Source organism: Streptodolium elevatio (assembly GCF_053592165.1).
Window position 1 is genome coordinate 225,221 of the sequence record NZ_JBSFVE010000005.1, and the last position, 14,879, is coordinate 240,099.

Genomic DNA, 14,879 nt, shown 5'->3' on the forward strand with positions numbered 1-14,879 from the left:
AGGATCCAGGGCAGACTGGGGGCATGCGTGCGAGTCGACTGCTGTCCGTCCTGCTGACCCTCCAGACGCGCGGCCACGTCACCGCGCAGGAGTTGGCCGACGAGCTCGAGGTGTCGGTGCGCACGGTCTACCGGGACATCGAGTCGCTGAGCGCCGCCGGGATCCCGGTGTACGCCGAGCGCGGCCCGGCCGGCGGCTACCGCCTGCTCGACGGATTCCGCACCAAGATCAACGGTCTGACCGCCGACGAGGCCGATTCGCTGATGCTGGCCGGACTGCCCGGGCCCGCCGCCGAGCTGGGGCTCGGCGCCGTGGTGGCGTCCGCGCAGCTGAAGCTGATGGCGGGTCTCGCGCCGGAGCTGCGAGAGCGGGCGACGCGCACGGGGGAGCGGTTCCATCTGGACACGGTGGGCTGGTATGCGGAGGCCGAGAAGTCGCCGTACCTGGCCGAGGCGGCGAACGCCGTCTGGCACGGGCGGCGCATCCGGATCAGCTACCGCCGGTGGGGTGGGGCGGTCGCGCCGCGGGTGCTCGACCCGTACGGCCTCGTGCTCAAGGCGGGCGTCTGGTACCTGGTGGCGCGGCCGGCCGAGGGCGGGGAGGGCGGGCGGTCACGTAAGGACCGGACGTACCGGGTCGGCAGGATCATCGAACTGACCACGCTTGACGAGGAGTTCGAGCGGGACCCGAGCTTCTCGCTGGCGGACTACTGGACCGTGTGGTCGGAGGATTTCGAGCGCAATCTTTACCAGGTCCCCGCCGTCGTACGCCTGTCACCGCGCGCAAGGGCGGCCGTCGCGGGCCTGTTCGGGCCGCAGCGCGAGCGCGTCGTCGCGGAGACGGAGAGCGCGCCGGACGCGGAGGGCTGGGTCAAGGCGGTGCTGCCGCTGGAGACGATGCGCTTCGGCGCGTTGGAACTGCTGCGCTTCGGGCCGGACGTCGAGGTGCTGGCGCCGCCGGAGCTGCGCGCGGACGTCGAGGCGACGGCGCGCGCGGTCATGGCCGTGTACGCACCGGGCGGGCCGGGCTCGCCGGAGCCGTCAGGCGATTGAGGCCTCAGCGTCGGCGTCGGTCTCTGCCGAGTCCGCGGCCTGGGCTGCGGCCAGCAGGACCGCGTCGAGCAGCCCGGGGAAGCGACTGTCCATCTCCTGGCGCCGCAGCTTGATGAGCAGTTCGCGCCCGGCCGGCTCCTGCCGGATGACGCCGGCCTCGCGCAGCACGCGCCAGTGGTGGGTGAGCGTCGACTTGGCGACCCCGGTGATGAGGGTGCCGCAGGGGTGGCCGTACTCGCAGTCGTGGGCGAGCTTGCGTACGACCTCCAGCCGGGTGGGGTTGCCCAGCGCGGTCAGCACGTTCTCCACCTGGAACTGCTCGGGGGCGGGGTGGAACAGCGTCATGGACCCACGATAGCGCGATTACGACCGTTCGTGAACGTACGAACAATTCTGCGGAGCCGGCTTGACGGCCGTCGTGAGACTGTACGAAGATCCTCGTACAGTCGTTCAGTACGCAAGTCCACGTACATTCCCACAGTCGCTCCACAGTGTCACGGTCCCCCCCCCGCACGGCCCACCCGGCACCAAGTCCCACCAGCAAGGGGTCTCTCCGCCATGCCCACAACCGTCCCCGCCGCCCGCCCGCGGCACCTCGGGTGGGCGCTCGCCGTCCTGGCGTTCGCCCAGTTGATCATCGCCGTCGACTACAACATCGTCTTCGTGGCCCTTCCCGAGATCGGCACCGAACTCGGCTTCTCCGAACAATCCCTGCAATGGGTGATCAGCGGCTACGCGGTCGCCTTCGGCGGCTTCCTGCTGCTCGGCGGCCGTACGGCGGACCTCTTCGGCCGTCGCTCGGTCCTGATCACCGCACTCGGCCTCTACGCGGGCGCCTCCGTCCTCGGCGGGCTCGCGGTCAACCCCGGCATGATGGTCGGCGCCCGCGCGGTCCAGGGCATAGGCGGCGCACTCCTGTTCCCCGCCACCCTGTCGCTCGTCAACACGCTGTTCGCGGAAGGCCCGGAGCGCAACCGCGCCCTCGCCGTCTGGGGCGGCGCCGGCGCGAGCGGGCTCTCCCTCGGCGCGCTCTTCGGCGGCGTGTTGACCAGCTGGTTCGGCTGGGCCTCGGTCTTCTTCGTCAACGTGCCGCTGGCCGCACTGGTGATCGCCGGAGCCTTCGCCTTCATCCCGCGCGACCGCATGTCCGGCCCACGCCGCAGCTTCGACCTGCCCGGCGCGCTCACCGCGACCGCCGGCATCACCCTTCTGGTGTACGTCCTCGTCGAGGCGCCGGCGGCAGGCTGGACGTCTGCGACGATCCTCGTCTCCGCCGCCCTCGCCGTCGGGCTGCTGGCCGGCTTCGCCTTCATCGAGTCCCGCACCGCCGACCCGCTGATGCCGCTGCGCCTGTTCCGCAACCGCAGCCTCGCCGCCGCGACCATGATCACCTTCGTGTTCATGGGGACCTTCGGGGCGATCCCGTACTTCCTGACCATTCTGTGGCAGGAGGTCCAGGGCCTCAGTGCGCTGCAGACCGGCTTCGCGTTCCTGGTCCCGGCCGTGGCGATCTTCGCGGGCACCCAGATCGGCGAGCGCATGACCACCCGTGCGGGCCTGCGCCCGGCGCTGCTCAGCGGATTCGTGCTCGGCGCGATCGGCACCGCTGTGCTGGCGACGGGCGTCACGGCGGACGGCTCGTACGGCGTGCTCGTCCCCGGCCTCGTCGTCATGGGCGTCGGCCAGGGCATCGCGTGGACCGCGATGTGGATCGCCGCCGCGTCCGGCGTCGACGCGAGCGAGCAGGGAGTCGCCTCCGGCATGGCCTCGACCGCGTCCCAGGTCGGTGCCGCCGTCGGCCTCGCGATCTTCGTGGCGATCGCCAACACCGACACCGACGGACTGACCGGCACCCAACTGGAGCACGCCGTCGCCGACGGTCAACAGGGCACGCTCTACCTCGTGGCCGCGGCGCTGCTGCTCGGCGCGGTGGCGGCGCTCACCTTCAAGCGCACCGCCAAGACCGACACGCGGCCGGTCGCCGAGTTCGCGGCCGACACCGCGGAGGAGGCCGCCGCACCGGGCGAGGACGACGCGGAGCGGGTGGAGGTCGGCGCACGCGGCTGACCCCGCTTGCCGTACGGTCGGACCGGAACGGGCATTGGACCAGACCAATGCCCGTTCCGGTCCGACCGCACGAGGATCAGGAGTATGCCCCGCCATGGCCCAGCCGCTCGTCTGCATCGGCAGCTACACCCCCGCCACCGGCGGTCGCGGATCCGGCATCACGGTATGCGCCCAGGACCCGGCCACCGGCGTGCTGACGCCGCTGGGCGAGCCGACCGCGACCCCGTCCCCGTCGTTCCTCGCCGCGCACCCCGACGGACGTAGGCTCTACGCGGTCAACGAGCTCGAACCGCAGGGCACCCTCAGCGCGTTCGCCATCGCCGATGACGGCTCGCTCACCCCGCTCGGCAGCGTCCCCAGCGGCGGAAGCGCGCCCTGCCACGTCGCGGTCGACCCCACGGGTGCGTACGCGCTCACCGCGAACTACGGCGACGGCCGCGTCTCCGTCCACCCCCTCGCCCCGAACGGCGCCGCCGGCCGGCACACCACCGTCGTAGAACTGCACGGCGACGGCCCGGACCGCGACCGCCAGGCCGGACCGCATGCCCACCAGGTGGCCTTCGACGGCGACACGGTCCTGGTCTGCGACCTCGGCTCCGACCGCGTCTGGCGGTACCGCCTCCGCCCGGACGGAACACTCGTCGCGGAAGCGCCCGTTCCCACCCCGCCCGGCTTCGGCCCGCGCCACCTCGTGCACACGGCGCCGGACCGTGCCTGGGTCGTCGGCGAACTGGTCCCCGCGGTCCGTGCGTTGCCCGACGGCCCGGCGACCGGCCTGGCCACGGCGGGCCCGACGCGCAACCACCCCTCCGCGATCGTCGCCTCCCCGGACGGCCGCCACCTCTACGTCGCCAACCGCGGCCCCGACACGGTCACCGTCCTTGCCCTCGACGGCGGTACGCCCCGCGTCGTCGCCGAAATCGACACCGGCGTCACCTGGCCCCGCGACGCGGCACTGATCGGCGACCACCTCTACATCGCCGGCGAACGCTCCGACACCGTCACCGCCCTGCGCCGCGACCCGACCACCGGCCTCCTCGCACCCCCGGCCGAAGCCCTCACCACCGGCACCCCGACCTGCATCGCCGCAGTGCCCCGCACCTACTGAGATTCTGGGCGTGATGTCGTCAGGGCGAGGGCGAATCGTCGTGAGGGGCGGGCGGGAGCCGGGTGGTGATGCGGGCCCGGGAGGCGAGCGCCTCGCGGCTGTCGCGCAGCATGTGCCGGGCCAGGTCGTACAAGGCAGGTGTGCCGTCGAGCGGGTTGCGCTCGTGCTGGGGGCTCACCGGGCGGGGTGGGACTCGATTCGGTAGATCATGGCCCGCACTATGCCGACGGGCGGCGCGCCGGGCGAGCGGCTTTTCACGGTGCTGCGCGGTCCGGTGCGCTGCGGGAGGTGCGGACGAACCAGATGACCGCGCCCGTCGCCAGCACGGCCGCACCCCAGGCGACCGACCGCCAGGGGAGGGTTGCGGCCAGGACGACGCAGCCGAGGAGGCCGAGGACGGAGAGGGCGCGAGGCGGCGGGTTTTCGTCGGAACGCAGCTTCAGGGCGGAGGCGTTGGCCACCGCGTAGTAGGCCAGCACGCCGAAGGAGGAGAACCCGATCGCGCCGCGCAGATCCACCAGGCCGACCAGGAGCACCACCGCGGCGCCGACCGCGATGACGGCGTGGCGGGGGACCTGGTGTGTCGTGTCGACGGCGGCCAGCACACGCGGCAAGTGGCCGTCGCGGGCCATCGCCAGGGCGGTGCGCGAGACGCCGAGCAGGAGGCCGAGCAGCGCGCCCAGCGCCGCGACCGCCGCGCCGACGCGTACCGCCGCCGTTCCGCCGTCGAGGTCGGTCGCCGCCACCGCGGTGTCCAACGGCGCGGTCGCGGCGCCGAGTTGGTCGGCACCGACGGCGAGGAGCGCGGCCACGGCCACGGCGACGTACACGACGAGCGCGATGCCGAGGGCGATCGGAATCGCGCGCGGGATCGTCCGAGCGGGGTCACGGACCTCCTCGCCGAGGGTCGCGATCCGCGCGTACCCGGCGAACGCGAAGAAGAGCAGTCCGGCGGACTGGAGGACGCCATACAGGCTCGCGTCCGGGAACGGTTCGAGGCGCGCGGCGTCGGCAGACGTGAGGCAGGCCGCGACGACGAAGGCGAGCACGGTCAACGTGGTGGCGACGATCGCGCGCGTCAGCCACACGGCCTTCTGCACGCCGTGCAGGTTCAGCAGCGTCAGCAGGGCGACCGCGCCCACGCCGGTCGCCCGTGTGTACTCCGGCCAGATGTACGCCCCGGCCGTCATTGCCATCGCCGCACACGACGCCGTCTTGCCGACCACGAACGCCCAGCCCGCGAGGTACCCCCAGAAGGGGCCGAGGCGTTCGCGGCCGTAGACGTACGTGCCCCCTGACTCCGGATGCCGCGCCGCGAGCCGGGCCGACGAGGTGGCGTTGCAGTAGGCCACCGCCGCCGCGATGCCGAGGCCCACCAGCAGGCCCGACCCCGCCGCGCGGGCGGCAGGGCCGACGGCGGCGAAGACCCCCGCGCCGATCATCGAACCGAGACCGACCATCACGGCGTCGCCGGTGCCCAGCCGGCGCGCGAGAGCGGCGGGCCGGGCGGACGGTGCGGGGGCGGGGAAGGGCACATCGGGGGAGGTCACCCGATGTGCATACCAGGTAAGGGTCTCGGACGGATGAATGAGGGCTGAACGCCACACCGGAGGGGGACGGTCCGTACGCGCGAAGCGGCGTGCGCCGGGCGAGGCTTCGTGCGGGCCGGGGCCGATTCCGGGGTGGCGTAGGGGAGTGGGTGCGGGACGAAGAGGAACACGGCGGTAGGCGGGTTGTCGGGCAGTCGGTCGGTCGCGCGGTTGGCCGCGTGGTCGGTCAGGCGGTGGTCAGGGAACGGTCAGCGCCCCGGTCGACAGTGGACGCGTACCGATCGACCGGACGGCCCCGACCGTCCGCCGCAACCCAGGAGAGCCGGCATGAGCCTGCCCGCGTCGTCCTCGACCCCGCCGCCGCACCGGCCGCCGACGGACCGATCCTCCGCGCCCTCCTGGGGGCTCACGGGCTTCCGCCTCATGGTGCCCGAGCCCGCGGACCCGGTCGTCCGCATGACCCTGCACCGGGCGACCGGCACGGTCGAGCTCGGCCTGACCCGCGGCGCGGGCGGGCAGGCGGAGGCGCTGGAGGCGGCGTTCGACGCCGTTCGCGCGACGGTCGTCGCGAGGCTCGACCTGTCGGCGGCGGCCCTGGAGTTGAGCGTGCGCCTGCGGCACAACCACGTGGCGGGCGATATCGGCCTCCTCGTCATCGAGTGGGCACCCGGCGGCGACGCACGGCGGGGCGGCTCCGCCACGGACGTCGTACGGCGCGCTCCGGACGGGTTCTGGCGCTACGCCGTCCCCCTCCCGCTCGGCGGGCCCACGCCCTCGTAGCCGTCGCCGCGGACACGGCCACGGCCGCTCATGCCGCGGAATCGGCCGCCACCACGACCACATCGGCCCGCGTGATCGTCGGCTCCGCCTCCAACGCCGCCGTCAACCGGGCGACTTCGGCCAGGAGCCGGTCGGCGGCGCCGATCGCCACCGTCGGCACCGGGACCACGCGTACCGACACGAACAACTGTCGCGGTCCGACGAACACGGCCGTCACCTCGGCGGTTTCGGCGACCCACGGGCGCGAGGTGACGCGTTCGCGCAGCTGCTCGACGACCTTGTCAGGCGCGGATTCGTCGATGAGCAGCGCCTTGTTGCGGCGGGCGAGCTGCCAGGCGACCGCCACCAGGAGAAGGCCGATCATGATGCTGGAGGCCGCGTCCCACAACGCCGAGCCGGTCCACGCGTGCAAGCCCAGTGCCGCGAGGGCCAGCGCGAGGCCGACGAGCGCGGCGGAGTCCTCCAAGAACACCGTCGCGGCCGTGGGGTCCGAGCCACGCCGCAACTGCGCGGTGAGCGTACGGTCGCTCGCCGCCGCTTCGGCCTTCAACTGCTTGTGCGCCTGGCGCCACGAGACGCCCTCCAGGACCGCGGAGACCAGCAGCACCCCGACGCCCACCCACACCGATTCCAGCGGCTCGGGGTCGAGCAGCGACCGGATGCCCTCCTGGATCGCCAGCACACCGCCGACGACGAAGATGCCCATCGCGGCCAGGAACGCCCAGAACCAGCGCTCCTGGCCGTACCCGAAGGGATGGCGCCGGTCGGCGGGCCGGTCGCTGCGCCGCAGACCGACGAACAGCAGCACCTCATTGCCGGTGTCGGCGAACGAGTGCGCCGTCTCGGCCCACAGCGACGCCGACCCGGTGACCATCGCGGCCACCGCCTTCGCGACCGCGATGGCCAGGTTGGCCGCGACCGCGACGACGACGGTACGCAGGTTCTCCCCGCCGCCGCTATCCGCGCCGCCTGCCGTCTCGGTCGCCTGCGGTTCGCCGGGTTCCGGTGCCTCGTGGCTCATGCCGTGCTCCTGCGGTGCTCCTGAGGGAGGTCAGCCGATCCACATCGCCCCCGGCGCAACCGCGAATCCCCGCGCGACCCGACACGACCGCGTCAAGGGAACCCACGTATCCGGATGAACCAGGTATCCGATGCGAAAGCTACCCGCTACCCCGCCCAAAACCCGGCAACCCGACCCCGCGGACAGCCGGCAGAAACGGCTGCGCCGTCCAATGCGTGCGAGGAACCCGTGGCTGTGCGGGATCACCGACGGTGCGGGGGAGTGCGAAGACGCCGCGACGCGGAGATCTGTGCGGGTCCAGCCTGTGGTCCATGGGTCTGGATGCCGAACTGAGCGCGTCGGCGGCCCAGGAGAACCTTCCAACCCTGGCGCCGAATGGATCCTGTCGTACCGCCGCCAACCCCCACACGGGTTGCTCACCGCCACCGGCCCCGCCGACGCTCACCCGCGAACAGGCAGAAGCACTGCTGGAGCGAGCCGGCCTGTAGATGTGACCGGGACGTGGGGTGGACTTCGGCTGCGGGGGTGGGGAGTTGACGGTGGGTGCGGGTCAGCGCGGGTAGGTGGCGGTGACGGAACCGTCTCCTGTGTTCAGTTCGATGGTGCGCGGGGAGTCGGGGTCCTGCTTGATCTGGATGGTCTGGCTGCCGTCGCCGACCTTGACGGATGTGCGGTAAGCGTCCTCGGTGCGCGGCAGTGTGAGGCGCAGGCTCCCGTCGCCCGTCGACGCCTTCACGTGCATCGGCGGCTCGGTCAGGGTCAGGCCCACGCCGCCGTCGCCGGAGGAGACGGTCAGGTCGGTCGCCGCGGTGCCCGCCACCGAGACCGAGCCGTCGGACGTGGACAGCTCGAGGGTGCCGGCGCGGACGTCGCGGATCTTCATCGAGCCGTCGCCGCTGTGCAGGTCGATGTCGGCGGCCAGGCCGCGGACCGAGATCGAGCCGTCTCCGCTGCGTACCTTGACGGCCTTCACGGTCGGCGGAACGGCGACTGTGTAGTCGCCGTCGCAGTCGACCGTGAAGAAGGACGGGCAGTTTGTCGTCAGGCGCAGTGTGCCCTCGCTGAGCGACCACTCGGGGTCGGCGCCGCGGATGCTTTCAGTGGTCTTGCGGTCCACCCGTACGTGTCCCGGCCCGCCCGGCACCAGGTGGAGGCCGCCGTCGTCGCTCTCGATCGTCAGCGTCTCGCCGGGCAGGTCGAACTGCGTGGAGGCCGCGACGTCGTGGCTGGACAGCAGGACCAGGCCGGTGAATCCCGCGGAGCCGACCATGCCGGCCAAGAGCAGTCCCGAGATCGAGAACAGCGCGATACGTGCCGGCCTGGCCATGGTGTGCTCCCGAGGATCGTGCCCCGCCGTGTCGTACGACGGGACTGATCACCCTATGAGCGCGGTGCCGCGGGCGCGTGGGTCGGGTCTGGTCGGACCGGGCCGCGGCGGATCCTCAGGCGTGCGTGCCGCCGTCGATGCGGATCTCGGTGCCGGTGATGAACGCCCCGTCGTCCGACGCCAGCATGGCGATCACTCCGGCGACCGTCTCGGGTCCGGCCATCGGAGCTCCGCTCGCGGACTCCACGTCGGTGTCGAGGATCGGGCTCAGCTTCGCGAACAGCGACCAGTCGGTGTCCTCGGGGAGGTAGCCGCCGGTCGCGTCGGTGATGCCGGACTTGATGCTGCCGGGTGCGACGTTCACCGCGCGCAGGCCCTGCTTGCCGTACTCGAGCGCGAGCGCGTGGGTGAACGACTGCACGCCGCCCTTGCTGGCCGCGTACGCCGCCATGTAGGGGTGCGCGAACGCGGCGGAGGTCGAGCTGAAGTTCACCACCACGCCGCGGCCGGTCGCCAGGAGGGCGGGCAGCGCCTCGCGCGTGACGAGGAACGTGCCGGTCAGGTTGACGCCGATGATGCGGTTCCACAGGTCGAGCGACGTCTCGTGCGTGTGTGCCGCGCGCAGGATCCCGGCCGCGTTCACCAGCACGTCGAGGCCGCCGAGGTCGTCGACGGTCTTGGCGACGCCCGCGACGACATTCGCCTCGTCGGCGATGTCCAGTACCAGTGTGCGCAGACGGGACGTGTCGAGTCCGGCCTCGGCGGCGCGGGTCTCGGTGGCCTTGAGCCCGTCCGCCGCGACGTCGGCGGCGACGACGGTGCCGCCCTCGGCGAGCAGGCGCAGCGCGGTGGCCTGGCCGATGCCGGAGCCGGCGCCGGTGACCAGGATGCGGCGGTTGTCGAAGCGGTTCATGAGGAGCCTTCCGTCTGGTGCTGGTCCGGCGCTCGGCCCCCGCCTCCCACCGGTCCTTGTTGTTGACGCGTCATGTCAAACATACATGTCGTGCCAATAATTCCTCGGGCGGACGCTAGGCTGTGTGCATGACCACGAGCACGCGCCGGGGCCCGGGCCGACCGTCGCTGACCGAGCGGCGCAAGGAGGACACCCGCACCGAGGTGTCCCGCGTCGCCGCCCGGCTGTTCACCGACCGCGGCTACGACGCGACGACCGTCGAGGACATCGCCGCCGCCTCGGGCATGGCCCTGCGCACCTTCTACCGCTACTTCCGGGCGAAGGAGGAGACGATCGCCCCGCTGCTCGCGGCGGGTACGCGCGACTGGGTGGACCGGCTCGCCGACGCGGACGCGTCCCTAGGCCTCGTCGACGCGCTCCTGACCTCGTACCGCGCGTCGGTGCGCCACGCGCGTACCCCCGACGGCCTCGACGAGGACCAACTCCGCGCCCTCCTACGCCTGGTCGGCGGACACTCCGCGCTGCGCGCCGTGTGGCTGAACGTCTACCGCGACACCGAGGACAGCCTGCGCCCCGCGATCGCCGCGCGCGTCGGAGCGTCCCCCGATGACCTCGACGTGCAACTGGCCGCCGGGACCGTCAACACCGCCGTGCGCATCGCCATGGAGCGCTGGGCCGCGGGCGAGTCGTCCGTACGCTCCGCCGACGAGGCCGTAAGCCGTGCCCTTCGCGCGGTCGCGACCGGCGGACTCCTCGCCGCCTGAGCCCGCATCACGGGTCGCGGCCGAACACCCCCCAAGTGTCTGGATGTTCAAGCGTTCGGGTGAACCTTTCACCCGATACGGTGCGGCCATTCGGATGCGGGCCGTTCGGGCAACCAGTCTGTCTCCATGGCCTTCAAGAGCAACTCCAAGAGTGACGAGTCACCCGAATCGCCCAGCGAGGGCGGCGGCCCAACGGCCCCGTCCCGCCGGGCGTTCCTCACCGCCGCGGGCACGACCGCGGTGATCCCCGCAGCCGGCGCGCTGTTGGCGCCGGGGACCGCCGTCGGGGTCCCGCGGCAGCGCGACGTCGACCCGGCCCGCTGGAACACCTGCGTGGCGGTGGCACGCCAACTCCTGCTGGTGGGGGAGCGCGACGAGGACCTCAAGCTGAAGTACCTCAAGATCCTGATCGAGGACGGCCTGCCCAAGACCACCGCTCCCAAGCACGTCATGATCATCGGAGCGGGCATCGCCGGTCTGGTCGCCGGCACCCTGCTCAAGCGCGCCGGGCACCGCGTCACCATCCTGGAGGCCAACGCGAACCGCATCGGCGGCCGCATCAAGACCTTCCGCTCCGCCCCCGGCGGCCAGGACTCCGCCCGCCCGTTCGCCGACCCCAAGGCCACCGCCGAGGCCGGCGCGATGCGGCTGCCCAGCTTCCACCCGATGACCCTCGCGCTGATCGACAAGCTCGGGCTCGAGCGGCGCCCGTTCCACCTCGTCGACATCGTTCCCGGCACCGGCAACCCGGCAGGGCAGCCGCCCGCGGTCGAGTACAAGGCGTTCACCGGCGAGACATGGCGGTTCGGGCCCGCGCAAAGCGACTTCAAGGCACCCGACAAGCTCAACAACACCTGGATCCGCGCCAACGGCGTGCGGCAGCGCAAGAACGAATACGCCAAGTCCCCCGACGTCATGCACGGCGGCTTCGGGCTGCCCGCGGGCGGCGGCACGATGGGGGAGCGCTGGGCCAACGCACTCGCCCCGGCGTACGCGAAGATCACCACGACCCGGCCGGACGGCACCCGGGAACCGCTGCCCCTGCCGCAGCGCATCGAAGGCTGGGCGCAACTCATCTACGACTACGACGAGTTCTCGCTGCGCCGGTTCATGTCCGAGGTCGCCGGGTTCGACAACGCGACCATCGAGGCACTCGGCACGCTGGAGAACCTGACCTCGCGCCTGCCGCTGTCTTTCCTGCACAGCTTCCTCGGCCACACCGACATCAACCCGTCGGCCACCTACTGGGAGATCGCCGGCGGCACCGCCGAACTGCCGTACGCGCTGCTGCCCGAGCTCGAGAACGACATCGTGATGAACCGCCGCGTCACGCGACTCGAGTACCGCGACCCCGCGGACCCGGCCGCCAGGACCACCCACCTGGCGGAGCCCGGCCGCAGCTCGGTGTGGGTGCACACCGTGCGGGAGGCGGGCGGCAACGACCAGGACTCCGGCACCGAACTGCCCGGCGGGGAGATCTTCGAGGCGGACGTGGCGATCGTGACCATCCCGTTCGCGGCCCTGCGCCACGTGCAGGTCGAACCGGCCTTCTCCTACCCCAAGCGCCGCGCGATCACCGAGCTGCACTACGACGCGGCCACCAAGGTCCTGCTCGAATTCTCGCGCCGCTGGTGGGAGTTCGACGAGGACCAGTGGCGGAAGGAACTGGAGTCGATCCGCCCGGGCCTGTACGAGCTGTACCGGACCGGCCGCGCCGGCAAGGACGCCGAACTGCTGGGCGCGCACTATTCCGTCAACCGCGCCGACATCGCCCCTGGGCTGCGCTCCCGGTACGCCTCGGCGCCGCAGACCGCCGCCGGGGACCAGCCGCCCGCCGTACAGGCCGTGGGCGGCGGCTCGGTCACCGACAACGCCAACCGGTTCATCTACCACCCGTCGCACCCGACCGCGGGCGGCAGCGCCGGCGGTGTCGTCCTGGCCAGCTACACCTGGGCCGACGACGCGCTGCGCTGGGACTCGCTCGACGACGACGAGCGCTACGCGTACGCCCTGCGCGGCTTGCAGGAGGTGTACGGCCGGCGCGTCGAGGTCTTCTTCACCGGCCACGGCGCGACCCAGAGCTGGCTGCGCAACCGCTACGCCTGCGGCGAGGCGGCCGTGTTCACCCCGGGCCAGTGGACCGCCCTGCATCCGGCTGTCACCACGCCCGAGGGCCCCGTGCACTTCGCGGGTGAGCACACCTCGCTCAAGCACGCCTGGATCGAAGGTTCGCTGGAGTCCGCGGTGCGCGCGGCACTGGAGGTGAACGGCTAGCCGGAGGGGGCAACGCCCGGGATCCGGCTTCGGAGGGCGGATTCGGCGGTCGGCTCGGGGACGGTCCGGTGGTCGGGTTGGCATCCGTCGGGGTGCCGATCGGCGGCCTGCCGAGTTGACGCCGTGTGATGGGCGGCGTGTCGGGACCCGGTCGCGGTCCCGACACGCCGCCCACCCCCGGCCGTGGCGCCGAACGCGCGCTACGGCCGCGGAATGTTCCGCAGGTTCGACCGGGCCATCTGGACCATCCGGCCCACACCGCCGTTGAGGACCATCCGGCTGGCGGACAGCGCGAAGCCGCTGATCTGCGCCGAGGTGATCTTGGGCGGGATGGACAGCGCGTCCGGGTCCGTGACGATGTCGACGAGCACGGGGCCGTCGTGCGAGAAGGCCTCGCGCAGCGCGGCGCGTACCTTGCGCGGCTTCTCGACCCGGATGCCGCGTGCGCCCGCGGCGGTGGCGATGGCCGCGTAGTCGGTGTGCGGGTAGCGCGTACCGTGCGGCGCCAGCCCGTCGACCATCATCTCCAGGTCGACCATGCCCAGCGACGAGTTGTTGAACAGCACGACCTTGACCGGCAGGTCGTACTGCACGAGCGTCAGGAAGTCGCCCATCAGCATCGAGAACCCGCCGTCGCCCGACATGGACACGATCTGCCGCTTGCGGTCGATCAGTTGCGCGCCGATCGCCTGCGGCATCGCGTTCGCCATCGACCCGTGCACGAAGGAACCCACCACGCGGCGCTTCCCGTTGGGCGTGAGGTACCGCGCCGCCCACACGTTGCACATGCCGGTGTCGACGGTGAAGACCGCGTCCTCGGCGGCCTCTTCGTCGAGGATCGACGCGACGTACTCCGGGTGGATCGGCACGTGCTTCTCGACGTTCTTGGTGTACGCCCCGACGACGCCCTCCAGCGAGTCCAGGTGCTTCTTCAGCATCCGGTCCAGGAAGGCGCGCGACGACTTGGCCCGGATGCGCGGCGTCAGGCAGCGCAGCGTCTCGCGTACGTCGCCCCACACCGCCAGGTCCAGCGAGGTACGCCGTCCCAGCCGCTCCGGCTGCATGTCGATCTGCACGGTCCGCACGTCGCGCGGCAGGAAGTCGCTGTACGGGAAGTCCGTGCCGAGCAGGATCAACAGGTCGCACTCGTGCATCGCCTCGTACGCCGCGCCGTAGCCCAGCAGGCCGGACATTCCGACGTCGTAGGGGTTGTCGTACTGGATGTGCTCCTTGCCGCGCAGCGCGTGCCCGACCGGCGACTTGACCTTCTCCGCCAGTTCCATGACCTCGGCGTGCGCCCCGGCGACGCCGCGCCCGCAGAACAGCGTCACCTTGTCGGCCTCGTCGACGAGCCGGGCCAGCCGGTCCACCTCGCCGTCGCCCGGCCGGATCGTGGGACGCTCCGACGCCATCGCCAACTCGACCGACCCCTCCGGGGCGGCGAGGCTCGCGATGTCGCCGGGCAGGGTCACGACGGACACACCGCGCCGCCCGACCGCGTGCTGGATCGCGGTCTGCACGACGCGCGGCATCTGCTCCGGCGTCGAGATCATTTCGGAGTAGTGGCTGCACTCTTCGAACAGCCGCTCCGGGTGCGTCTCCTGGAAGTACCCGAGGCCGATCTGCGCGCTCGGGATGTGCGACGCCAGCGCGAGCACGGGGGCCATCGAACGATGCGCGTCGAAGAGCCCGTTGATCAGGTGGAGGTTGCCCGGCCCGCACGACCCGGCGCACGCCGCGAGACGGCCGGTGAGCTGCGCCTCCGCACTCGCCGCGAACGCCGCCGCCTCTTCGTGGCGCACCTGCACCCATTCGACGGCGCTGTTGCGCCGGATGGCGTCCACGACCGGATTCAGGCTGTCGCCCACGACCCCGAACACGCGCCGGACTCCCGCGCGGGCGAGGAGGTCGACGTACTGTTCCGCGACGGTCTGCTTAGCCATGCCCGGGGCTCCCTACGGTCTCCTGTGTGTGCGCCTTCGGCGTGTGTGCCGCGCCGCGTGCGCTCCTCCATGCGAACTTG

13 protein-coding genes are annotated in these 14,879 nt (G+C 72.1%); 6 read left to right on the top strand and 7 right to left on the bottom strand.

Features of this window, described 5'->3' with window-relative positions:
- Nucleotides 1-23: 23 nt before the first annotated feature.
- Nucleotides 24-1,052: a helix-turn-helix transcriptional regulator gene (locus ACWD12_RS12675; protein ID WP_450099538.1), complete on the top strand. Its 1,029-nt coding sequence runs from the start codon at nt 24-26 to the stop codon at nt 1,050-1,052.
- Here the strand turns inward: ACWD12_RS12675 and ACWD12_RS12680 are convergent.
- Complete coding sequence (locus tag ACWD12_RS12680; protein ID WP_358357769.1) at nt 1,041-1,397, bottom strand: ArsR/SmtB family transcription factor; 357 nt, start codon at nt 1,395-1,397, stop codon at nt 1,041-1,043. The genes ACWD12_RS12675 and ACWD12_RS12680 overlap by 12 nt on opposite strands.
- A 213-nt stretch (nt 1,398-1,610) precedes the next feature.
- Between ACWD12_RS12680 and ACWD12_RS12685 the strand changes: the two genes are divergently transcribed.
- Nucleotides 1,611-3,119: an MFS transporter gene (locus ACWD12_RS12685; RefSeq protein WP_450099539.1), complete on the top strand. Its 1,509-nt coding sequence runs from the start codon at nt 1,611-1,613 to the stop codon at nt 3,117-3,119.
- A 94-nt stretch (nt 3,120-3,213) separates the two neighbouring features.
- On the top strand, nt 3,214-4,227 hold the full coding sequence (locus tag ACWD12_RS12690) for a lactonase family protein (RefSeq protein WP_450099540.1): 1,014 nt from the start codon (nt 3,214-3,216) through the stop codon (nt 4,225-4,227).
- A gap of 19 nt (nt 4,228-4,246) precedes the next feature.
- Here the strand turns inward: ACWD12_RS12690 and ACWD12_RS12695 are convergent, their stop codons facing one another.
- Nucleotides 4,247-4,405 carry a hypothetical protein gene (locus ACWD12_RS12695; protein ID WP_450099541.1) on the bottom strand — a complete coding sequence of 53 codons (159 nt, stop codon included), beginning with the start codon at nt 4,403-4,405 and terminating at the stop codon, nt 4,247-4,249.
- A gap of 76 nt (nt 4,406-4,481) precedes the next feature.
- Nucleotides 4,482-5,777, bottom strand: a complete 1,296-nt coding sequence (locus tag ACWD12_RS12700) for an APC family permease (RefSeq protein WP_450099542.1) — start codon at nt 5,775-5,777, stop codon at nt 4,482-4,484.
- A gap of 327 nt (nt 5,778-6,104) precedes the next feature.
- On the opposite strand from ACWD12_RS12700, the gene ACWD12_RS12705 reads away from it, so the two are divergent.
- Nucleotides 6,105-6,557, top strand: a complete 453-nt coding sequence (locus tag ACWD12_RS12705) for a hypothetical protein (protein WP_450099543.1) — start codon at nt 6,105-6,107, stop codon at nt 6,555-6,557.
- A 28-nt stretch (nt 6,558-6,585) separates the two neighbouring features.
- Here the strand turns inward: ACWD12_RS12705 and ACWD12_RS12710 are convergent, their stop codons facing one another.
- The 3 genes from ACWD12_RS12710 to ACWD12_RS12720 all read right to left on the bottom strand — a co-directional run bounded on the left by ACWD12_RS12710 (nt 6,586) and on the right by ACWD12_RS12720 (nt 9,818).
- Nucleotides 6,586-7,578, bottom strand: coding sequence for a cation diffusion facilitator family transporter (locus ACWD12_RS12710; protein WP_450099544.1), 993 nt, complete (start codon nt 7,576-7,578; stop codon nt 6,586-6,588).
- 550 nt (nt 7,579-8,128) lie between these two features.
- Nucleotides 8,129-8,905, bottom strand: coding sequence for a DUF4097 family beta strand repeat-containing protein (locus ACWD12_RS12715; protein WP_450099545.1), 777 nt, complete (start codon nt 8,903-8,905; stop codon nt 8,129-8,131).
- 115 nt (nt 8,906-9,020) lie between these two features.
- Nucleotides 9,021-9,818 carry an SDR family NAD(P)-dependent oxidoreductase gene (locus ACWD12_RS12720; protein ID WP_450099546.1) on the bottom strand — a complete coding sequence of 266 codons (798 nt, stop codon included), beginning with the start codon at nt 9,816-9,818 and terminating at the stop codon, nt 9,021-9,023.
- 128 nt (nt 9,819-9,946) lie between these two features.
- Between ACWD12_RS12720 and ACWD12_RS12725 the strand changes: the two genes are divergently transcribed.
- Together ACWD12_RS12725 and ACWD12_RS12730 are read left to right on the top strand one after the other, a co-directional pair.
- Nucleotides 9,947-10,582: a TetR family transcriptional regulator gene (locus ACWD12_RS12725; RefSeq protein ID WP_450099547.1), complete on the top strand. Its 636-nt coding sequence runs from the start codon at nt 9,947-9,949 to the stop codon at nt 10,580-10,582.
- A gap of 126 nt (nt 10,583-10,708) precedes the next feature.
- Complete coding sequence (locus tag ACWD12_RS12730; protein ID WP_450099548.1) at nt 10,709-12,856, top strand: FAD-dependent oxidoreductase; 2,148 nt, start codon at nt 10,709-10,711, stop codon at nt 12,854-12,856.
- A 200-nt stretch (nt 12,857-13,056) separates the two neighbouring features.
- On the opposite strand, the gene ACWD12_RS12735 is transcribed toward ACWD12_RS12730, so the two are convergent.
- On the bottom strand, nt 13,057-14,799 hold the full coding sequence (locus ACWD12_RS12735; RefSeq protein ID WP_358357744.1) for a pyruvate dehydrogenase: 1,743 nt from the start codon (nt 14,797-14,799) through the stop codon (nt 13,057-13,059).
- Nucleotides 14,800-14,879: the final 80 nt, after the last annotated feature.